This window comes from Streptomyces sp. E-08 (assembly GCF_049913095.1).
In the GTDB taxonomy this organism is placed as follows: Bacteria; Actinomycetota; Actinomycetes; order Streptomycetales; family Streptomycetaceae; genus Streptomyces.
The window spans coordinates 8448656-8473961 of sequence record NZ_CP183971.1 but is presented as its reverse complement, the minus strand read 5'-3'; the positions used below and the strand labels follow the sequence as shown (position 1 = coordinate 8473961).

Here is a 25306-nt window from a genome sequence, read left to right as displayed (position 1 = left end):
CCCCTACCCCAGCCACCCCCGCTGCGCCACCTGCCACACCAGCTGGGTCCTGGTCAGGGCCCCGGCGCGCTGCATCAGGGCCTGGATCCTGCGCTGCACCGTGCGCTGACTGACCCACAGCTGGGAGGCGATGGCCTTGTCCGCGACCCCCGCGACGATCAGGGACAGCAGATACCGCTCGTCGTCGGCGAGGTGCACCGCCGGCCGTGGGCTGCCGTCGAAGTCGGCCAGTTCGCCGGAGTCGGTCACGTGCAGCGGCGTCGCCGCCGACCACTGGCTCTCGAAGAGGGCGATCAGCGCGTCGAGCAGGCTGCTGCTGTGGATCACGGCGGCTGTCGGTTCGCCCGCCCGGTCCGCCGCGCCGGCCGCCCGCTCCGCGCCGTCGACGCCTACCCCGCTCTCGTACACCAGGGGGCAGATGGCCATGGAGCTGTCCGCGATCACCAGCCGCACCGGGAGCTTTCCGACGGCCCGGGCCTGTTCGCCCGCACGAATGCTCCGGGCAACGTTGTCAACCATCCCGGGGCCTTCGAGGAGTTCACGCTCGTAGATCGTCTTGTAGCGCACCCCCCGGGCGAGCAGCTCCCACTCCTCGTCGTTCTCCGCCGCCGCCAGGGCGACAGGACGGGCCTTGCAGAGCCAGCGCATCTCGCCGGCCCCGTACGCCATCTGCCGCAGTCGCTGCCGGATCACGCTGGCCCCGGTGATCACCTCGACGAGCTGCCCGGCGTCGTGCCGCCGCCCGCCGGCGCGGTACTCCTCGGCGAGCTGTTCCACGCCCCGCCGCGCCCATTCGAGCGCCTCGTGCCCACGGAGCAGCAGGGGACGCAGCGCGGCGTCGGGAGCCATCGGCACGTACCGCTCGGGACCGCCCTCCGGAGGTTCGGCGGCCCGCCCGACCAGGCCCTTGTCGTGGAGTGACGAGAGCAGCCAGTGGACCCGCGTCACGTCGAGCCCCAACTGCGCGGCGATTCCGGCGGCGTCGGCCTCCCGTACCCCGACGAGGAAGCGGTACACCCGCTCCTCCGCGGCGCCGACCCCTGCCGCCGCCAGCATGTGTCCTTCTCCCACTAGGCCTTCCCCCACCCCGGTTGAAAACGATCACCCCCGCTCGCGAAGCGATCAAACCACAACAGGACCGTTCGAAACGAGAGTTCGCATTACCACACGGGTGTCCTCGCAGCCCCGAGGTAGGTGGAACGTGGCGGCGAGTGGACATGTCGCTTCTTCGTCAGTCGCAGCCCGTAGCGAAGGTGATCGTTCCTGTTGAGTCTTGGTTCCGCCGGAGACGGATCCCCCTCCGCCGGCGGAAGGAGTGCCCCCAGCATGCGCAGCAGACGGAGTACCGCACTGCTCGGCTTCGCCCTGGCAGCCACCATGGCCGCCGGCGGCTTGGCGTACGGCGCAACCCCCCTCCCTGCGACCGGGCAGGACGCGGTGACCGCCGCGCCCCGGGACGCCGTCCGGACCGCGACAGTCACCCTGGTGACCGGCGACAAGGTGACGGTGGCCACCCAGGCGGGCAAGACCCTCGCCGTCGACGTCACCCCGTACCGCAACAGTGCCTCCGGACTGCGGACGTACACCGTCGGCACCGACGTGTACGTGATCCCCCGGGACGTCGAGGCTCTGATCCACAACGGACAGGTCGACAAGCGCCTGTTCAACGTCACGCAGCTCGTCGCCCAGGGTTTCGACGACGCCCACCGCGCGACCACCCCGCTGATCGTGCGCTACGACTCCGCCGGCACCGCCGCGCCCGGCGGGGCCCGGCTCTCCCGCAAGCTCCCCGGCGTACGCGGCGCCGCCGTCACCGCCGACAAGGCGAAGGGCGACACCTTCTGGGAGGCCGTCGACGACGACAGCGCCCGCGCCGGAACCCCCAAGGCCCGTCTGTCGGGCGGTGTTCAGCGCCTCTGGCTGGACGGCAAGGTCGACGCGCTCCTGGAGAAGAGCGTTCCCCAGATCGGCGCGCCGGAGGCGTGGGCCGCCGGATACGACGGCAGCGGCGTCAAGGTCGCGGTGCTCGACACCGGCATCGACACCACCCACCCCGACCTCGCCGACCGCATCGCCGAGAGCCGCAGCTTCGTCCCCGGCGAGACCGTCCGCGACGGCCACGGCCACGGCACCCACGTCGCCTCCACGATCGCCGGCAGCGGTACCGGGTCCGGCGGCAGGTACCGGGGCGTGGCTCCCGGCGCCAAGCTGATCGTGGGCAAGGTCCTCGACGACGGCGGCTCAGGCTCGGAGTCCGGCATCATCGAGGGCATGGACTGGGCCGCGCACTCCGGCGCGAAGGTCGTCTCCATGAGCCTGGGCGGGCAGGAGGGCGCCGACGGCACCGACCCCATGTCGCTGGCGGTCAACGAACTCACCGCCAGGACGGGCGTCCTGTTCACCATCGCGGCGGGCAACAGCGGCCCCGGCGCGAAGACCGTCGGCTCGCCCGGCGCCGCCGCCGCCGCACTGACGGTCGGCGCCGTGGACTCCGCAGACGTCGTCGCGGACTTCTCCAGCCGGGGCCCGCGCGGCGACGGCGCCCTCAAGCCGGAGATCACCGCACCCGGCGTCCGGATCGTCGCGGCCCGCGCGGCGGGCACCACGATGGGCACGCCGGTCGGCGACCTCTACACCACCGCGAGCGGCACCTCCATGGCGACACCTCACGTGGCGGGCGCGGCGGCGATCCTCGCCCAGCGCCACCCCGACTGGTCGCCCGCCCGGCTGAAGAGCGGGCTCATCAGCACCGCGAAGACCACCGCCGACACGTCCGTCTACGCCCAGGGCGCCGGCCGCGTCGACGTGGCGCGCGCCGTCCGCCAGCCGGTGACGGCCAGTGGCACGGTCGACTTCGGCCTGCGGGGCTGGGACGACTCGGCCACCGTCGAGAAGAAGATCGAGTACGTCAACGACGGCGACGCCCCTGTCACCCTGGCCCTCTCCGTGGACCAGGCGGGCGAGACGCTGCCGGCCGGAACGCTCGCCCTGGGCTCCGACTCGGTGACCGTCCCTGCGCACGGCACCGCCGAGGTCGCCGTCACCCTCGACAGCCGCAGCATCACCACCGGCTCGCACGGCGCGCACGTCACCGCGCGTGCCGCCGACGGGACGACGGCGGTGACCGCGATCGGCTTCGGCCGGGACGTCCAGCGCTTCGACGTCACGCTGAAGGTCCTCGACCGCGACGGCAAGCCGACCGACGGCATCGCCGCGGTCACCGACACCACCCTCGACAAGGCAGAGATCCCGGAGACGTACCCGGTCGGCGAGGACGGAACCGTCGTACTGCGGGTGCCGCGCGGCGAGCACTCCTTCATCGCGGAGACCTACCACTACAGCCCCGACTGGAGCATGCTCCACGAGTACACGTACGCGGCCCAGCCCGGCACGCTCATCGACGCGGACCGGACCTTCACGTTCGACGGCTCCAAGGCCGGCCGGGTCACCATGACCACGCCGCGCCCGTCGGAGACGAACCGCCTCCGGGTCGGCATCGCGTCCAGCCCCGCCTCGCGGGTCCTGGTCCACAACCGCGAGGTCTGGCTCGGCGGGGAGACGGCCGTCTACTCCGTGCCGTCGGCCACCACCGACCCCACGCTCTTCGAATCGCGCGTCGGCTGGTCGCTCAGCGCACCGGCGCTCTCGGCCCGGCTCGCCGGACACGGCAGCCGCACACTGGACGTCTCCTACTTCCAGGGCTGGACGGGCTCCGCGCGCTTCGACGGCAGCCGCACCCTCCGGGTCGCCAGGCCCGGCGAGGACGTCCGGGGCAAGATCGCCCTGGTGAAGCGGGACGCCGGGACCACCACGTACGCACAGGTCGACGCGGCGGCCGACGCCGGAGCGGCGGCGATCCTCGTCTACAACGACACCGCCGGCTCCTGGCTGGCGGGCAACTGGAGCCCGAAGGAGACCCGCATCCCCGCGATGACGGTCTCCGGAACCGAGGGCGAGCGCCTGCTGGCCCTGTCCGGAGCCAGGATCACCTTCACCGGCACGGCGGTCAGCCCGTACGCGTACGAACTCCTCAAGTACCGCGCCGGCGGCATCCCCGCCGACCAGCGCTACCGCGTCCGGACCGGTGAACTGGCCACGGTCGACAGCCGGTTCCACGGCACCACCGCCGGAGCCGAGGCCGGATACAGCCGTCTGATGCACTCGCCGATGCAGACGGTGGCGAACTTCTCCTTCGGACGCATGACGCTCCAGCGCACCCTGACCGAGTACGTCACCCCGGGGCTGCGGACGTACGAGGCCATGAAGCTCGGCCCCGTGTGGACAGCGGCCGGGACCTGGCAGATCACGGCCGCCACGAAGCTCACCCCCGGCCAGCAGGTGCGCCGGGACTGGAACAAGGCCGTGGTCCGCACCGCGCTGCCCGGCGACCTGGACTACGCAGCCGCCCGCGTCGGCACGGTGGGAGCGGTGGCCGCCGCGGGGCTGCTCGACAGCGGCACGGGGCAGTGGGCCGTCGTGCGCAACGGCACCGACAAGGAGCTGGCCACGGTCTACCGGGACGGCGTGCTGCTCGGTACGGCTCCCGCCACCAACATCGCCTTCCCCATGGTCCCGGAACGCGCCGAGTACCGCGTGGTCACCGACGTCCAGAGGGACGAGCCCGGCTGGAACACCTCCACGAAGGTGCGCACCGACTGGCGCTTCCACTCCGCTCAGGGCGAGGGACGGACACTGCTGCCCGTCCTGTCGGTCGACTACCGCCTCGGTACCGACCTGGCCAACAGCGCCCGGGCCGCGTCCCGCACGACCGTCGGCCTGTCCGTACGGCACCCCAAGGGCCTCGACGGTCCGGCGATCACCAAGGTCGAGCTCTGGGCCTCGTACGACGACGGTGTCTCCTGGCGGAAGGTCCGTCTGGACGCCCGTGCGAACGGCACCATCGACAACCCGGCAGCGGCCGGCTTCGTCTCGCTCAGGGTCACCGCCACCGACGCCGACGGCAACTCCGTCGACCAGACGGTGACGCGGGCCTACCAGGTCCGCCGCTGACGGACCGCAGCGCAACGGCCGGGGCATCCGTTCACGGGTGCCCCGGCCTCCTGCGTCCTTCTCGGCTGGGCCGGATTCGGAGCCCGGCACCATGGGAGAGCGCGCAAACGCCCCCGCCCCGTGCCGAGATGGGCGGCCTCGCGCAACACCCCGTGTCCGGGGAGGGTGCCCGCGCCCGTACGGTGGTCGCCATGACGATCAACCGCCCGGGACTGCCGCAGGACCTTCCGCCCGCCGAGAAGCTGTGGGCCCGCTGGGCCCTGCTCGCCGCGCTCGGAGCGACCACCGCGGACGAACTCATGCCCAGCGTGCACCGCACAGGCCGCTGGATCGACGACGACGGGCTCCACTGGGACGACGCCGGATGTACCTGGTGGGTGATGTCCAGCATGGGCGAGGGCCGTTACGTGCTGTACGGCGAGGACGAGTCGAGCGCGGTGAAGTGGCACGAGCCCCCGGTCGACATGCTCGCGGGCGGCCCCGCATGGCTTCCGTGGGACGAGCTGCGCGACCGGTTGTCCGGCTATGAGCTCGGCTGCGTCTACTGGTACGAGAACGGCACCTGGGCCCGCGCGCCCTACCCGGACACCCTCGACGACGACGGCCTGGACTGCGGAATGGGCGCGCTGGCCGACCGTGCGGAGGCGGTGGGGCTGGTGGCCGAGCGCCTCGCGCGGAGGGACGACGGGCCCGACGCCGACACCGTTCTCGCCCAGGCCGAGGCCGGCCGGCTCCAGGACGTGGACACGCTGCTGACGTACGTGCGCGACCCGGACGGAGACGGACCGGACCCGTCCGCCGTGGCCCGCGCCCTCGCCCGCAGCGGCCTGGCGGGCGAGCGCGCCACCGGCTGACGGGTCGAAAAACTCGCGTGTGACGGGGACCGGGCGCGTCTAGCGTGGCGGCTCTGTACGTCGTGAAGGAGGTGCGCGGTGCTGGTCATGCCCGGTCGGCGGACGTCGACGATGGAACTGCTCGCCGGTGAGGCGGCGGGGCGCGGGATGGCGGTCCTCGCCCCGGAGGAGATCGGTACGACGGTGGGACCCGCCCACTGGTACGGCGGTCCGGTCGCGGGGGCACGGTGGGCCGAACAGCTCGGGTTCGCCCTGCTCGAACCGGCGGACGACTGGCTTGCCCGGCTGCCGGAGCAGTTCACCGGACGAGAGGTCCGGGCCGCGACCCTCGCGGACGCGTGGGCGGTCGACGGGCCGACGTTCGTCAAGCCGCCGCGGGACAAGTCCTTCCCGGCTGACGTCTACGCCGACGGCTCCCGGCTGCCCGTCGACCTGGATCCGGCGACGCCGGTGCTGCTCTCCGACGTGGTGACGTTCGCCGCGGAGTACCGGCTGTTCCTGTTGGACGGGCAGATCGTCACGGGCAGTCGGTACGCGGTGTTCGGCCGGCTGGACCCCCGCCCGCTCGACGGGCGGGAGCCGGTCGACCTGGAGATCGCCGGGTTCGTCGACCGCCTGGTCGCCGAGGCCGGGCCCGCGCTGCCGAGCGCCGTCGTCGTGGACGTGGGACAGCTGCTCGACCCGTACCGTCCGGGCCACAGGTGGGCCGTGGTCGAGGCCAACATGGCGTGGTTCTCCCACGCGTACGCCGCTGACCCGGCGCGCGTGCTGGACGTGGTGCTGCGGGCCGCGGGACCGCGTGAGCGGGTGCAGCCGGGGGATCTGCCTTTCGTACGGCACTGAGCCCCCTGACGCGGCGCCGGACGCCTGCACGGCCTGCCGGCCCGGGTTGCGCGAGGAGCCGGGGAGTGATGCGGGCATCGGCCCGGAGGGTGCCCTCAACGAACTCACCGAAGCCTGGTGGGCGAGTCCACTTCTCGACGGCGGACAATGAAGGTGCCACGACGGGCGACGATCATGTCGAGGCCACCGGCGGACGGCTGGTGCGGTGACCGTGCCGCCGTCGCCGCCCGGCTCCGCTCCGCGCGCGACACGCCGGACAGATCCTCAGGAGGGACGCATGACCGAGACCAGCGACACTCAATCCGCCGCCGAGGAGGCCCCAGGGGCGTCGTCGGGGAGCCTGCTGCACCGCCTGATGCGGTACATACCCCTGATCGCTCCCCTCCTTCTGTGGTCCGTGCCGTGCTGGATCCTCCTGCACACCGGTCAGCACTGGCCTCTGCCCGTCGCCCTGACCGGCACCGCGCTGTTCGCGCTCGGCCTGATCGGCATGCCGCTCGCGATGGTGCACGGTCACGGTCGCCGGCAGCAGGACCGGGCCGCGATCGTCGGTGACACGCTCCTGGGCAGCATCTGGGTCCTGTTCACCTGGTCGGTTCTGCTCGGGGTCCTGCTGCGGCTCGCCCTCGCCGTGGCCGGTGTCGGTGACGGACAGGACCGGGCGCGCATCGTCACCTGGGCCGTCCTCGGCGTGACCGCCGTCCTGCTCGCGTGGGGGTACGCCGAGGCCCGACGCGTGCCACGCGTGCGCCGGCTCGACGTGCAGCTGCCTCGACTGGGGGCCGGGCTGGACGGCACCCGGGTCGTCCTGATCACCGACACCCACTACGGTCCGCTCGACCGCGCCCGCTGGTCGGCGAGGGTCTGCGACACGGTGAACACGCTGGACGCCGATCTGGTGTGCCACACCGGCGACATCGCGGACGGCACGGCCGAACGCCGACGAGCCCAGGCCGCCCCGCTGGGCACCGTGAAGGCGACGCACGCGCGTGTCTACGTCACCGGCAACCACGAGTACTACAGCGAGGCTCAGGGCTGGGTCGACCTGATGGACGAACTGGGCTGGGAGCCGCTGCGCAACCGTCATGTGCTGCTCGAACGTGGAGGTGACACCCTCGTGGTCGCGGGCGTCGACGACGTCACCGCCGAGTCCTCCGGACTGGTGGGGCACCGCGCCCACCTCGCCGGAGCCCTCCAGGGCGCCGACCCGGACCTGCCCGTCCTCCTCCTCGCGCACCAGCCCAAGTTCATCGACCGGGCGGCGGCCCACGGCATCGACCTCCAGCTCTCCGGTCACACCCACGGCGGCCAGATCTGGCCCTTCCACCACCTGGTCCGCCTCGACCAGCCCTCCGTCGCCGGGCTGAGCCACCACGGCGCCCGCACCCTCCTCTACACCAGCCGCGGCACCGGCTTCTGGGGCCCGCCGTTCCGCGTCTTCGCCCCCAGCGAGATCACGCTGCTCGTGCTCCGCTCCCCGCAGCGGTCCACGTCGTCCTAGCTCGCACGCGGGCTCGCGGCGATCGGCCGCTTGGCGATCGGCCCGTTCGCGGAGATGCGGGTGAGGGGCAGCGGGACCTCGGTGGAGCACCCGCACCACCCTTTGTTGAAGCGTGTGGCGATCACCGCCGGGTCGGTGGGCGTCGCCATCCTGGCCTCATTGGCGGCCAACGCCGCGACCTCCGGCGACCACCGCTGGCCGGGACCGCCGGACTGGATCCGGACCCCCCTGGACCTACGTCGGCGGCTTCGGTGTCGCCGGGTTCCTGTTCAGCTTCGCCGCTGACTGGTCGGTGCAGACCACGACCACCGATCCTCCGCCGGCCCCGGTGACCCCGGTCCCCGACTGGGTCCTCGACCGGGGTGGGGCCGACCGCGCGGTCGCCGCGGTGTATGCCGGACCGTCCGACCGGGCCGTCGCGATCACCACGTCCCTGCAAGGAGCCGGCGGCTTCGGCAAGACGACCCTGGCCACCGTGGTCTGCGCCCACCCGAAGGTCCGCCGTCATTTCCGGCGGCGGGTCTGTCCTGCGGATGGCATGGCGACGGGACCGGGGTGACCGCTGTGGGCAGTGGGGAGGCTCTTCTTCTTCGCCTTCCACTCCTGAACGACCCTCCGGCCGGAAGCAGGCCCCCGGACGCGGCCGGGGGGCTGGTCGGGAGCGGGCGCCGGGTCCGGGTTCAGGTCGGCCGGGGGTCGTCGCGGCCGGGTGTCGGCACTGACCTGCGGTGCCGGTCGTTCGTCGGTCCGATGACAGCGGGGTGTCGGCGGACTCCGGCCGCCTTTCCCGGGAAAGGCGGCCGCACTCCTGGCACTTCGCCCGGTCCCGTCACATCGACTTCGCCTTCGAACTACTCTTCGGATCATGGCTTTGCGACCTGACGAGTTCTACGATCACGCACTTGCGGCCTCGGACGCCGAGCGTCGGCTTCCGCTGGCGCGGATGACCGGCTGGGGCATCAGTCCGTTCGAGGAGGACGGACTGCGCGTCTCACCCCTGCGGCCGCCGGTCCTGCCCGAGCCCGCGCGGCACGGCGAGGACCCCTCCGACTGCGATGCGTGCCGCGAGCGCGATGAGGGGATCTGGTTCAACGACAACTGGCGGCTCACCCGGATCACGGGCGTCGGAGTGCCGCTGGTGCTCATGCTCCACCCGCTCGACCACCACGACATGGCCGACCTCCCCGACGAGCTCGCGGCCGAACTGGGCGTGCTCACCACACACATCGTCCGTCACGTGCAGGCCCTGCCGCACATCTCGCGCGCCCACGTCTACCGGATCGGGGACGGCGGGGCCCACCTGCACATCTGGTTCTTCGCCAGGCCCGCAGGGCAGGCCCAGCTGTTCGGTTCATGGCTCCCCGTCTGGGACGACCTGCTGCCGGAGTACCCGGCGGACATCGCCGACGCGGACGCGACGGTCGTCGCGGACGCGCTCGTCGCCTCCGCAGGAGGACGCCGTCGAGCCGCCGAGGACAAGCCCGGCGACTGATCCCCGGGCCTGCGCGCCCCCTTTCTTGGAATTCTCCTCCCTGCCCGCTGGTCATGGACAGACAGGCATCGGCCGGTGAACCGGCCCTGCGCAAGGGGGACGCGCATGGTGGGCACGCTGGGCCGTGACCGGGAACCGGCTCCGCTGGTGGGACGACAGCATGTGCTGGGGCCCTGTCGGCCGCCGTCGCCGCAGTCACGGCGGGAGCGGCCCAGTGCCTCGTGGTGACGGGCGAGGCGGGCATCGGCACGTCGCGTCTGCTCGCCGAGACCGCGCGGGAGGCCACCGCGCGGGGAATGGCCGTCGCCGAGGGCAGGGCCACCGAACTCGACCGGTTCTCCCCTCTCGTGACCCTGGCGACCGCCCTCGGCGACAGCACTCCCCCGGTCCTCGACGAGCCCGCCCTGGCCGAGCTCGCGGCGCGGTCAGCCGTCCCGTACCGGCAGACGGCCCTCCTGGCCGAGAGGATCGCCGAGTACACCCCGCTCCCAGCCGCTGCTGATCGTCCTGGACGACGTGCAGTGGGCCGAGCAGGCCACCGCCCTCCAGCTCCGCTCCCTGGTCCCCGCACTCCGCGGCGCCCGGGTGCTGTGGCTGCTCGCGGGGCGGTTCCTGCCACAGGCGTCGGCGATGCGCACGGCGGTCGAGAGGCTGCTGGGGAGCGGCGCCGGGTCCCTCGCTCTCGGTCCGGTGTCGGACGAGGCCGTGGAGGAGCTGTCGGCGCACATGCTGTGCGCCCGCCCCGGGGGTGGGCTCCGGGCCCTGACGGCGGGCGCGGCAGGGGACCCGTTCCTCCTCCAGGAGCTGCTGTGGGCGCTGCGCGAGCAGGGCCGGGTTCTGGTCGAGGACGGCGTCGCCCGCGTCACGCCCGGTGCGCTGCCCGACGACTTCCGCGCTCGGGTGGCCGGCCGGTGGCGTCACCTCTCCCCCGCCGTGCGGCAGTTGGCGCGGGCGGGCGCCGCCCTCACCCGGCCGTTCACGGTGCACGAGGCCGCCGGAGTGATGGGCGTACCGGTACGGGTGATGGTCTCGGCCACCGAGGAGGCCATCGCGCAGGGGCATCTCGTCGCGGAGGGCCCGCTGCTGAGGTTCCGGCACGACCTGATCCGACAGGCCGCGTACGACGACCTCGCGACGCCCGTGAAGCACGCGCCGCACCGAGAGGCAGGCTCGGTGCTGGCCGCCGAGGGCGGACCGGCGGCCGAATCGGCGACCCATGTCGCCTTCGGCGCCCGGCGAGGGGACGCACAGACGCTGCGGGCCCTGCGGGACGCGGCCGGGGGCGAGGCGGTCCGGCTGGGCGAGGCGGCTCGACCTGCCGATCCTGGTGGGCTGGTCCCACGGAGCGACGATCGCCGTGTGCTGTGCCGCCGAATCCCCGGACCTGGTCGGGGGGCTTGTGCTGGTGGACGGCGCCTACCCGGTCTCCGTGCTGGACGAGCAGGGAGGGCGGCGGGGTACGTGAGCGGTTCCTTCGTCCCGGACCGGTCACGCGTGTCCGAGCCGTCCTCGGCCGCTCGGCCCGGGTGCCCCCGTCGGAGGCCGCCGAGGTCGTCATCGGGACGGACGAGGTCAACGGCGGGCTGGAGGCCGACCTCGCGGCCCTGTGCCGCCCGACGACGTTCGTCGTCGGGCGCGGCGAGCACTCCGGTGCCACCGGTCCGCAGGCACACGCGATCCGCGCCGCAGCGGCAGCGGCAGCGGCAGCGGCAGCGGCAGCGGCAGCGGCAGCGGCAGCGGCAGCGGCAGCGGCAGCGGCAGCGGCAGCGGCAGCGGCAGCGGCAGCGGCAGCGGCAGCGGCAGCGGCAGCGGCAGCGGCAGCGGCAGCGGCAGCGGCAGCGGCAGCGGCAGCGGCCCGCAACGACCAACTGACCTTGTCCGGCACGACGAGCAGCGACCCCAGTCGGGTCCTCACCCGGGACGCCGGGCTCGTGGCGTCCGCGATCGCGGACGTCGCGAGGCGGTCGATCCGCCGACAGGACGGCTGAGAGGCCGTCCCGGCACGCGCGAGCGGGCGCCTCCCCGCCTGCGTCTCCCCCGGACCTGCTTGCACGGACAACCGCTCCGGGCGGCCACGCAGAGCGGGACACCGCCCGTCCGGTCCCGGCTCCCCGAGGGCCCGTGGCGGCAGTCAGCCCCGCGGTGGCCCGGTGGGCCACCGCGGGGGCGGGGTCAGGGTCGGTGGCGCAGTGCGCCCGGCCACCAGACCGTGGAGCCGATGTCCCTGACCAGCGCCGGCACCAGGAGTGTCCGCACCACGAGCGTGTCGAGCAGGACGCCGAAGGCGACGATGAAGGCGATCTGGACGAGGAACGCCAGCGGGATCACGCCCAGCGCCGCAAACGTCGCCGCGAGGACGACGCCGGCCGAGGTGATGACCCCGCCTGTGGCGACCAGGCCTCGGCGCAGGCCCTCGCGGGTGCCGTGCAGCGTCGTCTCCTCGCGCACCCGCGACATGAGGAAGATGTTGTAGTCGACGCCGAGGGCGACCAGAAAGACGAATCCGTAGAGCGGAACGGCCGAGTCGGTGCCCGTGAACCCGAAGACGTGCTCGAAGACGAGGGCCGAGACGCCCAGTGTCGCCAGGAAGTTGAGCGCGACCGTCGCGACCAGGAGAACGGGCAGCAGCAGGGAGCGGAGCAGTCCGACCAGGATCACGAGGATGATCGCCAGGACGACGGGGACGATGAGCGTCCTGTCGCGTTCGGCGGTGACCCGGGTGTCGTACTGCTGTGCCGTGGTGCCGCCGACGAGCGCGTCGGCCCCGGGCACCGCGTGCAGGGCGGCACGCAGCGCGGCGACGGTCTCCTTGGCGGCGTCGGAGTCCGCGGCGGCCGCGAGGGTCACGTCGACCCGGACGCGTCCGTCGGCGACGAGTGGCCGTGTGGTGCCGGGGGCCGCGAAGACGGTCGCGGAGTCGACTCCGTCGACGCCCTCGGCGGCCGTACGCACCTGGCGGGCGGCGCCCGCGTCGGCGATGACGACGGCGGGGTTGCCCGCGCCGCCCGGGAAGTGGTCGCTCAGGCGCTGCTGCGCGGTGACGGAGGGCGCGTCGTTGACGAAGATCTCGTCGAGCGGCACGCCCTTGGAGTCGAGCGTGAAGGAGAACGCGGCGCAGGCGAGGAGTGCCGCGAGGGAACCGGCCCAGACCTTGCGGGGTGCGCGGTCGACGAGCGCCGCGATCCTGCGCCAGGCCGGGTGGGCAGCCTCACCGTCCGCGGTGGTCCTAGGGCGGGCCGGCCAGTACGCGGCTCGGCCCAGCAGGACCAGGGCGGCGGGGAGGAAGGTCACCGCGCTCAGGACGGCGCAGGCGATGCCGATGGCGCCGACGGGGCCGAGGGCACGGTTGTTGGTGAGATCGCTGAAGAGCAGGGCCAGTAGGCCGAGCGCCACCGTGGCGGCGCTGGCCACGATCGGGCCGAGGGACTGCCTGAGCGCGGCCCGCACGGCGGGTACGCGATCGCCGTCGCGTGCGGCCAGTTCCTCGCGGTAGCGGGCCGCGAGGAGCAGGGCGTAGTCGGTGGCGGCGCCGATGACCAGGATGGACAGGATGCCCTGGACCTGGCCGTCGACCCGGACGACGCCGTGGTCGGCCAGGACGTAGACGACGGCGCAGGCCAGCCCGAGGGCGAACACCGCGCCGATGATGATGAGCAGCGGGAGCAGGACGCTCCGGTAGACCAGGAGCAGGATCACGAGGACGGTCACCAGCGCGACGACCAGCAGAAGGCCGTCGATGCCCGCGAACGCGTCGCCGAGGTCGGCCCGGGTGGCCGCGGGGCCGGCCAGCCACACCTCGGTGCCCGGAACGCCGGATGCCGCCGCGTCGACCTCCTCCAGCACGGCGGCCAGGTCGTCGCCGAGGTCGGGCCGCAGCTGCACGACACCGCGCAGTGCCTCTCCGTCCTCGGAGGCGAGGGCGGGGGACGGCGCGCCGACGACGCCGTCGGTTCCCTTGAGGGAGGCCATGGCCCGGGTGGCGTCGGCCCGCGTGGACGGGGCGACGGAGCCGCCGTCCCGGGCGGTCCAGACGACCAGGACGGGGAGGGTCTCCTCCTGCCGGAACGCCTCCTGGGCCCGGAGGACCCGGGTCGACTCTGCGCCGCGGGGCAGGAAGGCGGCTTGGTCGTTGGTGGCCACCTCGCCGAGCTTGCCCGCGTAGGGGCCGAGCCCTCCGCCGACGGCGAGCCAGACGACGAGCACCAGCAGTGGCAGCAGTCTGCCCACCCAGCGCGCGGGTGCGGACATGGATCACTCCCGACAATCTCTCGATGGTGAAGTATCTCAATGATCGAGACATAGTGCCACGGCGCCGAAGTCGTCCCTGCGACCGCCCTCCCTCCGCGCCGCACCGGGTCTGCCGGACATCCCCCCTTCCGTACCCCCGCACGGCTTGGATGCAGCCGGACCTCAGGGCCGGCCGGGCGAGCCGCGGTGTCGCCGGGACGGGGAAGGACGCCGCCCGCGCCACCCGCCGCATCGCCCCGCCGACCGCCGCATCGCCCCGCCGACCGCCGCATCCATCGGCCGCTCCCGGGGCGAAGGAGTACCGGCGGTGCGCAGGGGCATCGCGCGGGCACGGACGGATGCGGCATGACCGACACTCATTGGCTCTTCGGGGACCAACTCGGCCCCTCCTTCCTCGCGCCGGGCGGTGAGGGCCCCGCCCGTGACGCGCCGGTGGTCATGATCGAGTCGCGGTCCGTCTTCGGACGCCGCCGCTTCCACCGGGCGAAGGCGCATCTGATCCTTTCGGCGATGCGCCACCGTGCCGCCGAGCTCGGCGACCGGGTCACGTACGTCCGTGCGGACACGTACCGGGAAGGTCTCCGTCGGGCAGCCGGCCACGGCCCTGTGACGGTCCACCACCCGACCTCACGGGCGGCCCTGCGTCTCGTACGGTCGCTCGCCGACGTCACGGTGCTGCCGCCGCGGGGGTTCCTGGTCGCCCCGGAGGACTTCGCGGCATGGGCGGGCGGGCAGCGCACACTGAGCCACCGGCTGGCGGGGTTCGGCGCGTACGAGGCCGCGATGCTCGCCGACGACGGGACGATGAGCCACAGCCTGTTGTCCTCCTCCCTGAACCTCGGACTACTCGACCCCGCCGAATGCGTGGAGGAGGCGGAGGCCGCGTGGCGGGCGGGCGAGGCGCCGCTCCACTCGGTCGAGGGGTTCGTCCGGCAGATCGCCGGCTGACGCGAGTACGTCTGGCACCTCTACTGGCACTTCGGCGAGGAGTACCGGACGTCGACCGCCCTCGGCCACCACGGTCGCCCGCCCGACTGGTGGAACGACCTCGACGCCGACGCCGTGTCGGCCCGGTGCGTGGCCACGGCCCTGCGCCAGGTCAGGGACACCGGGTGGACGCACCACATCCCGCGCCTGATGGTCCTGGGCAGTTACGCCCTCCAGCGCGGCTGGGACCCCGCCGCAGTGACGGACTGGTTCCACCGCTGCTTCGTCGACGGATACGACTGGGTGATGCTGCCCAACGTGGTCGGGATGTCCCAGTACGCGGACGGCGGCCGGATGACGACCAAGCCGTACACCTCCGGCGGGGCCTACATCGACCGCATGAGCGACCTGTGCGGGCGCTGTCCCTACCGCCCCGACCGGCGCGTGGGCGAGGACGCCTGCCCGTTCACCGCCAGGCACTGGACGTTCCTCGACAGGCCCCGCGACACCTTCGGCCGGAACGCCCGCATGGCCCGCGCCGTACGGGGCCTCGAGCGGCTGAAGGACCTGCCCGCCCTCCTAGAGCAGGAACGGGCGCGCGAGCGCCTGCGCGGGGACGAACCGCCGTGACGGCGGGCGGCGTCGCGCGGACGTCCGACGGCGGATCGCCCGATGCGCCGGCCGGAACCGACGTCGCCGGTACGGCGGGAGACAGCTCAACCACGAGAGGCGCGCGACGCGCCGAGCTCCTCGTTCAGCGCGTCCAAGTACCGCAGGATGATGTCGAGCTCGTCCTCGCTGAACCGGTCGCGCGCACGGCCCGCGGCCTCCGCGAGCGGCATGAAGTGGGCCCGCGCCAGAGCTCGCGCTCCCGGGGCGTAGTGGATGCGAACCACCCTGCGGTCATCCGCGGACCGGCTGCGACTGATGTGTCCCGCCTTCTCCAAGCGGTCGAGACAGGCGGTGACCGCCCCCGAGCTGAGCCCGAGGTGCTCCCTCAGGAGCCCGGGCGTGGCCGTGTCCGGGTGGTCGAGCACGAGCCCCAGCGCGTGGACGTCGGTGGGGTGCAGACCCTCGTCGGACGCGAAGTCGTGGACCAGTCGGTTCATCTCCCCGAGCGTCCGTCGCAGGGCGACCGCGAACCTCTGCAGGTCGGCCATGTCCCTGTCGTCCGTCACGATCGTCTCCGTCTGCGCGTCACCCACGCGACAAGCCTATGCGGACACCCGCGCGCCGACGGAACCCACTGCCCCGGGCGCCGCGGCCGCTCGTCGCGCGACGGATGTCACGCGGCGAACGCATCCGTGGGGACACGCCGGGCGGAATCCCTCAGGAGAGCCCGTACCGCTGAAACCCTGTACCGCTTCTGGAGGCAGTCATGACAGATGTCAGGAGCGTGCTCGTCGCCGGAGCGACCGGAGTGGTCGGAGGTCTGGCGGCCCAGCTGCTGGCCGACCGAGGTGCCTCCCTGGCGCTCGCGGGGCGCGACCCCGACCGGCTGGAGGACCGGTCCCGTCGGCTGAACGGTTGTCCGGTGGCCTCCTTCGAGGCCTACGACCTCGAACGCTGCACCGCGCTGGCACCGTGGGCCGCCGGAGAGCTGGGAGGGCTCGACGCGGTCGTCGTCACCGTGGGCGTCGCGGGCTTCGGTCCCGCGAAGGACGTCACGAACGCGACCGCCGAACACCTCATGACCGTCAACGCGCTCGCCCCCATGGCGGTGGTACGGGGAGCCCTGCGGGTACTGCGAGCCGCGGGCACCGTCGCGGTCGTCACCGGCGCGATCGTCGACAGGCCGATGCGCGGCACGGCCGACTACGCGGCGGCGAAGACGGCGCTCGCAACCTGGCTCCGAGTGGTGCGCCGCGAACAACTCGGCTACGGGATCACGGTCATGGACGTGCGGCTTCCTCACCTCGACACGGGCTTCGCGGACCGGGCCGTGGTCGGGAGCGCCCCTGCCATGGCTCCCGGTGCTGACCCCGCCACGGAGGTCGACCGCCTCCTGGTCGCTCCTGTGATGGGCCCGGTGCTGATCTGAGCTTTCTGTACGCCCTCGTACGCCCGTCAGCTCAGGCGGATGCACACTCCGACCGGATCCGGACACAACGCCCACGCGCGCGGCGCTTGCAGTGATCGCCCGGCGTTGAGAAAATGCCGCGCATGTCCAATTCAGCAGCGACTGCGGGCGACTTCGACGTTCAGGAGTTTCTCGACCATGGCCGTGTCGACATCCACAGCGCGATAGACCCCCTTTCACTCCAGGCCGATCCGCTCCGGAAAGCCGGTTTCAAAGAGGCGCTCGCTTCGGCCGTCCAAAAGGCCACCGTCGGTGTATTCACCCACGATGTCGAGGTGTCCCTGGTCTGGTTCGTCGAGGAGTCTCGTCGCTACCAGACCCATCTGGTCGCTGATCTCGACAACGTCATGAAGCCGATTCTTGATGCGGTCACAGGAGCCAAGGGCATCATGATCGATGACAATCAGATTCAATCGATCCACGCCTCCTGGATGACCCCTGGGCCACCATCAGGATTTGAGCTGCGGTTCACAGCACTGACGCCTGAGGCCTATGTGACTCGAGAGGGGATCTCTTTCGTCGAGTTCAGCGCGGATCGCTGTTACATCCTGCCGAGGGCGGAAAGATCCGTTCATTCGGATCTCGTGGAAGGGTATCGTGCGGCCCTCGCAACGTACGGACAGATGCTCGACGAGGGCATCCCCGAGAGCGTCGCGCGGAACGTCCTTCCTCTGGTACGCCCCTTCCCGCGCGCCCGGCTGGGGTGTTTCCCAGTGCTGCACCACACAGCTTTCTAAGGGCTGTCCCGTAAAGATCCAGCTCACTGCTTCAGTCTGGACCGCTCCCTACCTGGTGGCGCATGGCGGACGGCGACCACCAGAAGGAGTGGCGTCATGACACCACCGGGACCCGCCCCGGTGTCCGGGCGCTTCCGTCGCCCGTGTGGTCAGGCACCCACGCAGGGCGGCCTCGCTGTCGCCCTCGGCTCCGAGGACGACAGCGAGGCCGGCCGTCACGCCGCGGCCAGTGCCAGGGTCGGTGGCTGGCGGGCGGCCCGGATCGCCGGGTACAGGCCCGCCACCGTGCCGATCGCGAGGGTCGCGACGAAGCCTGCCCCGGCTGCCCAGGGCGGGACCACCCACGGAAGTCCGCCGGTGGACGCGTACACGGCTGTCGCCGCCGCGCCCAGCGCCACGCCCGCGATCCCGCCGAGGCCCGACAGCATCAGGGACTCCGTCACGAACTGGATCCTGATCTGACCTCGCGTCGCACCGAGCGAGCGGCGCAGGCCGATCTCGTGACGCCGCTCAAGAACCGAGATGATCATGGTGTTGGCGACACCGACACCGCCCACGAGCAGGGCGATCCCTCCCAGTCCGAGAAGCAGCGTGGAGAAGGCACCCTCTGTCGCCGCCTTCGCCTTGAGCACCTCGGAAGGGTCGCTCACCGCCACGTTCTGCGGGTTCTGCGGATCGATCGTCGGAGCGAGCAGCCGCTGGACCTGGCGGACGGAAGCGTCCGTGGAACGCTCGTACACCGCCGTCGGATGTCCGTCGAAGCCGAGAAGCCGCTGGGCGCTCTCCCAGCCGACCAGCGCCGAGCGCTCGATCTCGGGGGCGAGCGGCAGGGGGTCGAGGATGCCGACGACGGTGAAGTACCGGTCGTCGATCCAGACCTGCCTGCCGGGCCGGTCGATGCCCAGCCGTTCCGCTGCGACGTGCCCGAGCACCACGGAGGGGTAGCGGCTGTTGGCCGCGTTCAGCCAGGTGCCTGACGCCGTCGTGCCGCGCAGCACGTCGAGCAGGCCCAGGGTCGCCGCCTTCACGGCGATGCCGCCGGTCTCCGCCTCCGGGATCATCTGCGAGCGGCGGACCGTGTGCCGGAGGTCCCCGCTCGCGCCGGCCTTCTCCACGCCCTCGATGCGTCCGACCATGCCGACGGCGTCCTTGGGCAGTTTCACCTCCTGTCCGCTGAACATCCCCTCTCCGGGTTTGGCGACCAGCATGTTCGTACCGAGGGCGTCGAGCCGCTGGAGCAACTGCGCCTGGCTGGAGGCCGAGATGCCCACCACCGCGATCATCGTCGCGATGCCGATGGCGATTCCGAGTGCCGACAGCACCACTCGCACGGGTCGGCTTCGCAGCCCGGCCGAGCCGACGTGCAGGACATCCCGCGGACCCAGCCGGCGGGCGGTGAGCGTGACGGGCTGTCGTTCGGTCGCCCGGGACGTCATCCGTTTGCGCCTGCCGGGCATCAGACCACGACCTTTCCCCGGGACGAGTCCGCGACGACCTTGCCGTCGCGGATCCGGACCGCTCTCGGCAGGCGCTGCGCGATCTCGGTGTCGTGGGTGATGACCGCGATCGTGGCGCCCTCCTGGTTCAGGGCGTGCAGCAGTTCCATGACCGCCTCGCCCGAGGCCGTGTCCAGAGCGCCCGTCGGTTCGTCGGCGAGCAGCAGGTCGGGCTGCCCCACGACCGCGCGGGCGATGGCGACGCGCTGCTTCTGACCACCGGACAGCTCGTGCGGCCGGTGCCTCGCACGATCGGCGAGGCCCACGCGGGCGAGTGCCTCGGCGGCCAGCTTGCGGCGGCGGGCCCGGGGCAGGCCGGAGTAGAGCAGCCCCTCGGCGACGTTGTCCACGGCGCTGACTCCCGGGGCCAGGTGGAAGGCCTGGAAGACGAAGCCGATGTGGCGGGCGCGCAGGGCGGAGAGCCGACGGTCGGTGAGGGATGCGACGTGGTGACCCGCGATCGCGACCGTGCCGGCGGTCGGCCGGTCTAGTGTGCCGACGATGTGGAGCAGCGTCGACTTGCCCGAGCCCGAGGGGCCGACGATCCCGACCAGTTCGCCCTCGCCGATGGTGAGGTCGACGCCGTCGAGTGCGCGGACGCCCCCGGCGTACTCCTTCACCACGCCTCTGAGGTCGACGACGACCGGGACGTGGGCGGGGTCCGGGGCAGGGCCGCGGGCCGGTCCCTCGATCATCGTCGGGGGCGGGCACACGGTCGGGGGCGGGCCGGGGGTCGGGGGCGGGCAGAGCGTCGGGGGCGGGCCGGGGTCCTCGTCGGGGCGCGTGCTGTCGGTCATCAGGACGGCACCCCGACCTTCATTCCTTCGCGCAGTCCGTCGCCGCTGATCTCGACCCTGCCCTGTGCGAACATCCCGAGCTCGACCTTGACGTCCCTCGCCGCTCCGTCCTCGACGACCTGGACGCCGAACCCGCCGTCGGGGAGGGCTAGCAGGGCGTTGACGGGTACGGAGAGGACGTCCCGGCGGGTGTCGCCGGTGAGCTCCACGGTGACAGGGGACTGGTCGACGCCCTTGGCCTCGGCCGGGTCGTCGAAGGAGACGGTGATGTCGATCTTCGGGGTCTTGTCCTGCGGGTCCTCCCCCGCCGTCGCGGTCTTCCCGACGGCGGACACCTTCCCCGGGAGCCGGCTTCCGTCCGGCAACGTGACCTGGACCCTCGTCCCGGTCTTCGCCGATCCGGCCTGCGAGGCCGGCACCTTGAAGCTCACGACCCGCTCGGAGCCGGTCACCGTGAGCACCGGAGAGCCGGGGGTGACGCGGTCGCCGGGGGCGATCCGGTCGCCGCCGCCCGAGCCCGTACCGGACTCGGAGCCGGCTTCCCTGACCCGTACGGCGCTGCCCGCGAAGGCGATCCGGTCCGGGCCGAGGGTGCCCGTCTGCTTCAGGTCGTGGGACTTCTGCCAACGCTTGACCGCCGCGGCTGTCTTCGCCGTGTACTCCTCGTCGACGTCGAAACCGGTGTACCCGAGGGCGGCGAGGTTCTCCTCCAGCTGCCGTACGTCCTTGCCCTTGTCGCCGGTCTTGAGGGTCCGGTACATGGGCTCGTCCCCGTACATCAGCCGGACCGCCTCGCCGTCTACCTCGTAGAGCCGCCCGTCCCGCTTCACTACGGAGCCGGGCGGGGCGAGCCAGGTGAGGGTGCCGCCCGTGCCCCCCGCGTTGATCTTTCGCTCCCCGAGGTGGCCGAGCGTGCCGTCCTGTTGGGAGCTGTCGGCGAGGTCGCCGCGGGTGACGGGAGCCGTGGCGGGCGGCAGTCCCTTGGTGCCGGTGCGGTCGGGCGAGGGATTCTCCGGGCCGGCCAGGGCGGTGACGGCGACGCCGCCGCCCGCGATGGCGACGACCGTGAGGAGCGCGAGCCCGAGTCGGCGCCGTCCCAGCGCCCGCCGCTCGCCGGTGTGGGCGTCGGTCGCGCCGCCGCTCATCGGGCCACGCTTTCGCACGCCTTGGCGGCCTTGTCGAACTTCTCCTTCTGCGCGCCCTGCGGTATCGGCATGGCCTGCTGTGCTCCGCCGTCGAACTTCGGGTCGGGCATGTTGAAGCCGTTCTCGCGCATGCACCTCGCGTAGGCGAGTGCCTTGTCCTTGTCGGCCTGCGTCGGCTCCTTGCCGAACCCTGCACCGCCGGCCTTGCTCGCGCAGGCCTTGAACGCCTTCTCCATCTTCTCCTTCGACATGCCGTCGCCGCCGATGGTGAGGCCGACTCCGCTCTCGCCCGGCTTGGGCTCGGGCACGTCGAGCCCCTGTTCACGCAGGCACTTGCGGTGTTCGAAGGCCTGGTCGGCCTTCTTGCCCTCCTCGTTCACGCTCCCGTCGTCCTTTCCGCCCGGGGTGGTGCCCGAGCAGGCGGTGGCGAACAGGGCGAGGACGGCGGCCAGTGAGGGGGCGGCGGCCGTCCGGATGATCCGTCGAATCGTCATGCCGCAGAGAGTGCCGAGAGCGGAGGTTTCGCTTCTCTCAACGGTTCCGTTTACATCGGCGAAAGGTCCCTTTCGGATAGACAGGGGCCATGCGCGTACTGGTGGTGGAGGACGAGGCGTTCCTCGCGGAGATGATCGCCGAGGGGCTGCGCCGGGCGGCGCTCGCCGTGGATGTCGCGGCCGACGGCCTGGAGGCTCTGCGGAAACTGCAGCTCGGGGAGTACGACGTCCTCGTCCTGGACCGGGACCTGCCGGGCATGCACGGCGACGACGTGTGCCGTCGGGTGGTCGAGCAGCGGCTCATGACCCGGGTCCTCATGCTGACCGCGGCCGGCACCGTACGCGACCGGGTCGAGGGCCTCGGTCTGGGCGCCGACGACTACCTGACCAAGCCCTTCGCGTACGACGAACTCCTCGCCCGCGTGCTGGCCCTCGGCCGGCGCGCCAGGCCCGCGCTGCCGCCCGTCCTCGAACGGCGCGGGATCGTCCTGGACACGGCACGCCGCCAGGCCAGCCGGGACGGGCGGCACCTGCACCTGTCGCCCAAGGAGTTCGGGGTCCTGGAGGCGCTGCTGCGCGCCGAGGGAGCCGTGGTCAGCGGCGAGGACCTGATCGAGCAGGTATGGGAGGAGCACACCAGCTACCGCACGAACGCGGTTCGGGTGACGCTCAGCAAGCTGCGGGCCAAGCTCGGCGAGCCTCCGGTGGTGGAGACGGTCCCGGGCGCGGGCTACCGGATCTCGTCGTGAACGGCGTACGGAAGCTCCGTACGGCGCTGCTTCGGGGCCGACGGGGGGCGCGGACGCCGGATCTCGACGCGCGGCCGGACCGCGTGCTGTCGCTCAGTTTGCTGCGCTTCCGGGTGCTGCGCTTCCGGGTGCTGCGCTTCCGCAGCGAACGGGCCCGGCTGACGGCCCTCTACACCGGACTGCTCGTGCTCGCCGGGGCGCTGCTCACCGGAGTCGTGTACGTACTCGTGGAGGAGGGCCTGTACTCGTCGATCAGCATGGCCGTCACCACGGCCGTGCCGGCGCAGCGGCTCGAACGGCTGCCGTCCTCCTGGCAGACGGCCTTCCCGCCCGGGGTGCCGAGCGCCGCGCCCGCGAGCCCCGCCCCGAGCACGGGCACGATCGTCCCGGGCGAGGCCCTGGCCATCACCCGGACGCTGAGCGACGCGGCCGGGTCCGCAGCGCTCGACCGGCTTCTCGCCGTCTCCGTGATCGTCTTCGTCTGCTACGCGCTTCTCTCCCTCGCGCTCGCGTGGTGGACGGCGGGCCGGGTGCTCCGGCCGATCGCCGTCATCACCGAGACCGCCCGCCGCCTCTCCGGCGAGAACCTGCACGAAAGGATCGCGCTCGACGCGCCGCCCGGCGAACTCAAGCGGCTTGCCGATACCTTCGACGGCATGCTCGGCCGTATGGAACGGCTCGTCTCCGCCCAGCAGCGGTTCGCCGCCAACGCCGCGCACGAGCTGCGCACCCCTCTGGCCGTCCAGCGGGCGGCCGCCGAGATCGGACTCGGCGGAGATCCGTCCCCCGAGCGGGTGGCACGCATGCGATCGAAGCTGATCGAGGTCGCGGACACCAGCGAGCAGATCATCGAGGGGCTCCTGCTCCTCGCCGCCTCGGAACAGGGTCTCAAGGAGCGCCGCCAGGTCGCCGTGGACGAGCTCGCCCGTCAGGTGGTGGCGGCGCTCGACGGCGAAGCGGCGGAGCGGGGTGTGCGCGTCACCGTCCGGACCCTGCCGCTGACCATCGACGGGGATCCCGTGCTCCTGGAGCGCCTCCTGCACAATCTGGTCGCGAACGCGGTGCGGCACAACGTGCCCGAGGGCCGGGTCGACGTGCGCACCGGCTCGGGCATCGGCATCGAAGTGGCCAACACTGGGCCCGTCGTGCCGGCCGCCACGGTCCCTCTGCTCTTCGAACCCTTCCGCCGACTCAACGAACGCACCCATGCGCCCGGGGAGGGCGCGGGCCTCGGCCTGTCGATCGTCGACGCCGTCGCCCGGGCGCACGGGGCCGAGGCAAAGGCCTCGGCCAACCCGGAGGAGGGCGGTCTGACGGTTCGGGTGGTGTTCCCTCCGTCGGAGCCGTGACGGTCGGGCGGCCGGAGTTGCGGGTTCCGGGCGCTCGGGCCGCCGGGCGGGCTCAGGGAAGAGCGGCCGGCCTCGGCTGGTGGTCAGCGGGCGATGCCTGCTCCATCAGGTGGCGATGAACGGCTCGGTCAGGTGCGATGTCGCGAGGTAGAGGGTGTCGGCGTCACGGCGGCGAAGCACTCGTTCCCTTGAGGCCCTTGCCTGTGCGGGGTCCCCCTCGTGGGCGTAGGCGAGTTCTGGGTGGAGCAGCTGGATCGCGTGCACGAGCAGGTCGCCGGTGACGGCGACCAGTGTGTCCCGGGACGCGACGAGCACGCTCTGGTGCCCGGGTGTGTGACCGGACGTGGCGAGCACGCGTTCGCCGCGGCGCAGTGAGGTCTCGCCGTCGAGGAGCCGTAGCTGACCGGCCTCGCGGAGCGGGTCGATCACGCCTCTTCGCAGGTGCGGATTGACCTCTTCGATCGCGTCGAATTCGGCCTGCTGCAGCAGGTACTCGGCGTTCGGGAAGTACGGTCGCAGCTGCGCGCCGCCGCCGACGACGGCCCAGCCCACGTGATCGGTGTGGAGGCGGGTGAGCACCACGGTGTCCACGTCGGACGGGTCGATGCCCACGGCGGCAAGCGAGGACGGCAGCTCCCCGGGGACCGGTGCCCAGTCGAGTACGCCGTTCGTGATCTGATGCGTCGCGACGGATGCGTGGATGCCCAGCAGGTCGGCGGACGTGGCGACAACGGGGCCGACGTCAAGGCCACCGACCCGTTCGGGAGACGCTGGGTGATCCAGTGCAAGCACCGCAAGGCCGGCTGGGCCGGTTCCGCCGTCGGGACACCCGACCTCCAGGTCCTCAACGGCACCGGGCGCCAGATCCACGGCGGCGACGTCCTCGTCATGCTCACCAACGGGCGCTTCTCGCGCCCCGCCCTCGACTTCGCCACCTCGCAGCGCCTCCACCTGGTCGACCGCCATCTCCTCGCGCAGTGGGCCGCCGGCTCCGTACCACTGTGGGAACTGCTGCGGGCCGTACCGCCGCCTCGGAGACCCACCTCGCTGTCCTGAATGCGGCAGCAGGTCTCGAACCAGGGCGTGGCCGTGCACGACGTGGTGTCTCAGGCACGGGGTTCGGCCGTCCAGGTGACGCGGGGCGGCACGACCCGAGCGCACAGGGGTTCGCCGCAGGCGTCGGTCAGGCCCAGACGTCCGACGAGCAGTCCGCCGCTGACGGCAGCGTCCAGTTCGCGGTCCGGGACGGCGTCGAGCATCAGCTTCGCCCGTCGGAACATGGTGAAGGAACCCGCTTCGTCGACCGCGCCCCACGACAGGTAGATGAAGCGATTGCCGGGACGCCCCTGGATGTACGGGCCTTTCACGTCCGCATGGCCGACGGACGGGGTGACGGCGGTGCACTCCAGCGTCCAGGTCGCACTCGCCGCGTCACCGGGCTGCGGGTCCAGGAGTTCGGCCGGGCGGTCTCGGCGTTGGACCGCCACATGGACGTTCCGGTAGGCCGCGTCGGGGGGATCCCCGGACGGACAGGTGAGGCCGGGCAGCTCGACGGCTTCGATACGGATGCGCATCCCCCAAGCA

The 25306-nt window shown here is 72.4% G+C and carries 20 protein-coding genes and 4 pseudogenes; 14 read left to right on the top strand and 10 right to left on the bottom strand.

Annotated features, from left to right (window positions below; all coding sequences use genetic code 11):
- Positions 1-3 precede the first annotated feature (3 nt).
- Positions 4-1056: a helix-turn-helix domain-containing protein gene (locus ACN9MM_RS38795; protein ID WP_426368528.1), complete on the bottom strand. Its 1053-nt coding sequence runs from the start codon at positions 1054-1056 to the stop codon at positions 4-6.
- A 270-nt stretch (positions 1057-1326) separates the two neighbouring features.
- Here ACN9MM_RS38795 and ACN9MM_RS38790 point away from each other — a divergent pair, with 270 nt between their 5' ends.
- The 4 genes from ACN9MM_RS38790 to ACN9MM_RS38775 all read left to right on the top strand — a co-directional run bounded on the left by ACN9MM_RS38790 (position 1327) and on the right by ACN9MM_RS38775 (position 8208).
- Complete coding sequence (locus ACN9MM_RS38790; protein WP_426368527.1) at positions 1327-5010, top strand: S8 family serine peptidase; 3684 nt, start codon at positions 1327-1329, stop codon at positions 5008-5010.
- A gap of 191 nt (positions 5011-5201) precedes the next feature.
- Positions 5202-5864 carry a hypothetical protein gene (locus tag ACN9MM_RS38785; protein WP_426368526.1) on the top strand — a complete coding sequence of 221 codons (663 nt, stop codon included), beginning with the start codon at positions 5202-5204 and terminating at the stop codon, positions 5862-5864.
- Positions 5865-5975: 111 nt separating this feature from the next.
- Positions 5976-6707 (top strand): ATP-grasp domain-containing protein, encoded by a 732-nt coding sequence (locus ACN9MM_RS38780; protein ID WP_426368942.1) that lies wholly within the window; start codon positions 5976-5978, stop codon positions 6705-6707.
- Positions 6708-6984: 277 nt separating this feature from the next.
- The gene (locus tag ACN9MM_RS38775) at positions 6985-8208 is read left to right on the top strand and encodes a metallophosphoesterase (protein WP_426368525.1); all 1224 of its coding nucleotides are present in this window, start codon (positions 6985-6987) and stop codon (positions 8206-8208) included.
- Here the strand turns inward: ACN9MM_RS38775 and ACN9MM_RS38770 are convergent.
- Positions 8205-8357 carry a hypothetical protein gene (locus ACN9MM_RS38770; protein ID WP_426368524.1) on the bottom strand — a complete coding sequence of 51 codons (153 nt, stop codon included), beginning with the start codon at positions 8355-8357 and terminating at the stop codon, positions 8205-8207. The two genes, ACN9MM_RS38775 and ACN9MM_RS38770, sit on opposite strands and share 4 nt — an antisense overlap.
- A gap of 143 nt (positions 8358-8500) precedes the next feature.
- Here ACN9MM_RS38770 and ACN9MM_RS38765 point away from each other — a divergent pair, with 143 nt between their 5' ends.
- The 4 genes and pseudogenes from ACN9MM_RS38765 to ACN9MM_RS38750 all read left to right on the top strand — a co-directional run bounded on the left by ACN9MM_RS38765 (position 8501) and on the right by ACN9MM_RS38750 (position 11572).
- Complete coding sequence (locus ACN9MM_RS38765) at positions 8501-8767, top strand: hypothetical protein (RefSeq protein WP_426368523.1); 267 nt, start codon at positions 8501-8503, stop codon at positions 8765-8767.
- Between the two features lie 306 nt (positions 8768-9073).
- Positions 9074-9700, top strand: coding sequence for a hypothetical protein (locus tag ACN9MM_RS38760; RefSeq protein ID WP_426368522.1), 627 nt, complete (start codon positions 9074-9076; stop codon positions 9698-9700).
- A 173-nt stretch (positions 9701-9873) separates the two neighbouring features.
- A pseudogene (locus tag ACN9MM_RS38755) lies at positions 9874-10116 on the top strand (AAA family ATPase); the annotation flags it as partial.
- A 100-nt stretch (positions 10117-10216) separates the two neighbouring features.
- Positions 10217-11572 (top strand): hypothetical protein, encoded by a 1356-nt coding sequence (locus tag ACN9MM_RS38750; protein ID WP_426368521.1) that lies wholly within the window; start codon positions 10217-10219, stop codon positions 11570-11572.
- A 300-nt stretch (positions 11573-11872) separates the two neighbouring features.
- Here the strand turns inward: ACN9MM_RS38750 and ACN9MM_RS38745 are convergent, their stop codons facing one another.
- The gene (locus ACN9MM_RS38745) at positions 11873-13948 is read right to left on the bottom strand and encodes an MMPL family transporter (RefSeq protein WP_426368520.1); all 2076 of its coding nucleotides are present in this window, start codon (positions 13946-13948) and stop codon (positions 11873-11875) included.
- 345 nt (positions 13949-14293) lie between these two features.
- On the opposite strand from ACN9MM_RS38745, the pseudogene ACN9MM_RS38740 reads away from it, so the two are divergent.
- Positions 14294-15505 (top strand): annotated as a pseudogene (locus ACN9MM_RS38740) (cryptochrome/photolyase family protein).
- 86 nt (positions 15506-15591) lie between these two features.
- On the opposite strand, the gene ACN9MM_RS38735 reads toward ACN9MM_RS38740, so the two are convergent.
- Positions 15592-16035: a MarR family winged helix-turn-helix transcriptional regulator gene (locus ACN9MM_RS38735; protein ID WP_426368941.1), complete on the bottom strand. Its 444-nt coding sequence runs from the start codon at positions 16033-16035 to the stop codon at positions 15592-15594.
- A gap of 218 nt (positions 16036-16253) precedes the next feature.
- Here ACN9MM_RS38735 and ACN9MM_RS38730 point away from each other — a divergent pair, with 218 nt between their 5' ends.
- Both ACN9MM_RS38730 and ACN9MM_RS38725 read left to right on the top strand, forming a co-directional pair.
- Complete coding sequence (locus ACN9MM_RS38730; protein ID WP_426368519.1) at positions 16254-16916, top strand: SDR family NAD(P)-dependent oxidoreductase; 663 nt, start codon at positions 16254-16256, stop codon at positions 16914-16916.
- Between the two features lie 122 nt (positions 16917-17038).
- Positions 17039-17692: a RusA family crossover junction endodeoxyribonuclease gene (locus tag ACN9MM_RS38725; RefSeq protein WP_426368518.1), complete on the top strand. Its 654-nt coding sequence runs from the start codon at positions 17039-17041 to the stop codon at positions 17690-17692.
- Positions 17693-17907: 215 nt separating this feature from the next.
- Here the strand turns inward: ACN9MM_RS38725 and ACN9MM_RS38720 are convergent, their stop codons facing one another.
- The 4 genes from ACN9MM_RS38720 to ACN9MM_RS38705 form a co-directional block, all read right to left on the bottom strand.
- Positions 17908-19128, bottom strand: coding sequence for an ABC transporter permease (locus tag ACN9MM_RS38720; protein ID WP_426368517.1), 1221 nt, complete (start codon positions 19126-19128; stop codon positions 17908-17910).
- Positions 19129-19148: 20 nt separating this feature from the next.
- Complete coding sequence (locus tag ACN9MM_RS38715; protein WP_426368940.1) at positions 19149-19883, bottom strand: ABC transporter ATP-binding protein; 735 nt, start codon at positions 19881-19883, stop codon at positions 19149-19151.
- 101 nt (positions 19884-19984) lie between these two features.
- Positions 19985-21130, bottom strand: coding sequence for a peptidoglycan-binding protein (locus tag ACN9MM_RS38710; protein WP_426368516.1), 1146 nt, complete (start codon positions 21128-21130; stop codon positions 19985-19987).
- Positions 21127-21624, bottom strand: coding sequence for a hypothetical protein (locus tag ACN9MM_RS38705; RefSeq protein WP_426368515.1), 498 nt, complete (start codon positions 21622-21624; stop codon positions 21127-21129). Before ACN9MM_RS38705 ends, ACN9MM_RS38710 begins: the two co-directional genes overlap by 4 nt.
- An 89-nt stretch (positions 21625-21713) precedes the next feature.
- Between ACN9MM_RS38705 and ACN9MM_RS38700 the strand changes: the two genes are divergently transcribed.
- Together ACN9MM_RS38700 and ACN9MM_RS38695 are read left to right on the top strand one after the other, a co-directional pair.
- On the top strand, positions 21714-22373 hold the full coding sequence (locus ACN9MM_RS38700) for a response regulator transcription factor (RefSeq protein WP_426368514.1): 660 nt from the start codon (positions 21714-21716) through the stop codon (positions 22371-22373).
- 131 nt (positions 22374-22504) lie between these two features.
- Complete coding sequence (locus tag ACN9MM_RS38695) at positions 22505-23722, top strand: sensor histidine kinase (RefSeq protein WP_426368939.1); 1218 nt, start codon at positions 22505-22507, stop codon at positions 23720-23722.
- A gap of 105 nt (positions 23723-23827) precedes the next feature.
- Here ACN9MM_RS38695 and ACN9MM_RS38690 read toward each other — a convergent pair.
- Positions 23828-24376: pseudogene (locus tag ACN9MM_RS38690) on the bottom strand (MBL fold metallo-hydrolase); the annotation flags it as partial.
- Positions 24377-24379: 3 nt separating this feature from the next.
- Here ACN9MM_RS38690 and ACN9MM_RS38685 point away from each other — a divergent pair.
- Positions 24380-24778: pseudogene (locus tag ACN9MM_RS38685) on the top strand (restriction endonuclease); the annotation flags it as partial.
- Between the two features lie 50 nt (positions 24779-24828).
- Here the strand turns inward: ACN9MM_RS38685 and ACN9MM_RS38680 are convergent.
- Positions 24829-25296 (bottom strand): DUF5990 family protein, encoded by a 468-nt coding sequence (locus tag ACN9MM_RS38680; RefSeq protein WP_426368513.1) that lies wholly within the window; start codon positions 25294-25296, stop codon positions 24829-24831.
- Positions 25297-25306: the final 10 nt, after the last annotated feature.

Bases quoted from the DNA above. Each gene is read 5' to 3' on its own strand.
- ACN9MM_RS38745 (WP_426368520.1), bottom strand. From the start codon at position 13,948: ATGTCCGCACCCGCGCGCTGGGTGGGCAGACTGCTGCCACTGCTGGTG.
- ACN9MM_RS38705 (WP_426368515.1), bottom strand. From the start codon at position 21,624: ATGACGATTCGACGGATCATCCGGACGGCCGCCGCCCCCTCACTGGCC.
- ACN9MM_RS38795 (WP_426368528.1), bottom strand. From the start codon at position 1,056: ATGCTGGCGGCGGCAGGGGTCGGCGCCGCGGAGGAGCGGGTGTACCGC.
- ACN9MM_RS38775 (WP_426368525.1), top strand. From the start codon at position 6,985: ATGACCGAGACCAGCGACACTCAATCCGCCGCCGAGGAGGCCCCAGGG.
- ACN9MM_RS38790 (WP_426368527.1), top strand. From the start codon at position 1,327: ATGCGCAGCAGACGGAGTACCGCACTGCTCGGCTTCGCCCTGGCAGCC.
- ACN9MM_RS38715 (WP_426368940.1), bottom strand. From the start codon at position 19,883: ATGATCGAGGGACCGGCCCGCGGCCCTGCCCCGGACCCCGCCCACGTC.
- ACN9MM_RS38720 (WP_426368517.1), bottom strand. From the start codon at position 19,128: ATGACGTCCCGGGCGACCGAACGACAGCCCGTCACGCTCACCGCCCGC.
- ACN9MM_RS38735 (WP_426368941.1), bottom strand. From the start codon at position 16,035: ATGGCCGACCTGCAGAGGTTCGCGGTCGCCCTGCGACGGACGCTCGGG.
- ACN9MM_RS38680 (WP_426368513.1), bottom strand. From the start codon at position 25,296: ATGCGCATCCGTATCGAAGCCGTCGAGCTGCCCGGCCTCACCTGTCCG.
- ACN9MM_RS38780 (WP_426368942.1), top strand. From the start codon at position 5,976: ATGGAACTGCTCGCCGGTGAGGCGGCGGGGCGCGGGATGGCGGTCCTC.
- ACN9MM_RS38710 (WP_426368516.1), bottom strand. From the start codon at position 21,130: ATGAGCGGCGGCGCGACCGACGCCCACACCGGCGAGCGGCGGGCGCTG.
- ACN9MM_RS38730 (WP_426368519.1), top strand. From the start codon at position 16,254: ATGACAGATGTCAGGAGCGTGCTCGTCGCCGGAGCGACCGGAGTGGTC.
- ACN9MM_RS38760 (WP_426368522.1), top strand. From the start codon at position 9,074: ATGGCTTTGCGACCTGACGAGTTCTACGATCACGCACTTGCGGCCTCG.
- ACN9MM_RS38770 (WP_426368524.1), bottom strand. From the start codon at position 8,357: ATGGCGACGCCCACCGACCCGGCGGTGATCGCCACACGCTTCAACAAA.
- ACN9MM_RS38700 (WP_426368514.1), top strand. From the start codon at position 21,714: ATGCGCGTACTGGTGGTGGAGGACGAGGCGTTCCTCGCGGAGATGATC.
- ACN9MM_RS38785 (WP_426368526.1), top strand. From the start codon at position 5,202: ATGACGATCAACCGCCCGGGACTGCCGCAGGACCTTCCGCCCGCCGAG.
- ACN9MM_RS38725 (WP_426368518.1), top strand. From the start codon at position 17,039: ATGTCCAATTCAGCAGCGACTGCGGGCGACTTCGACGTTCAGGAGTTT.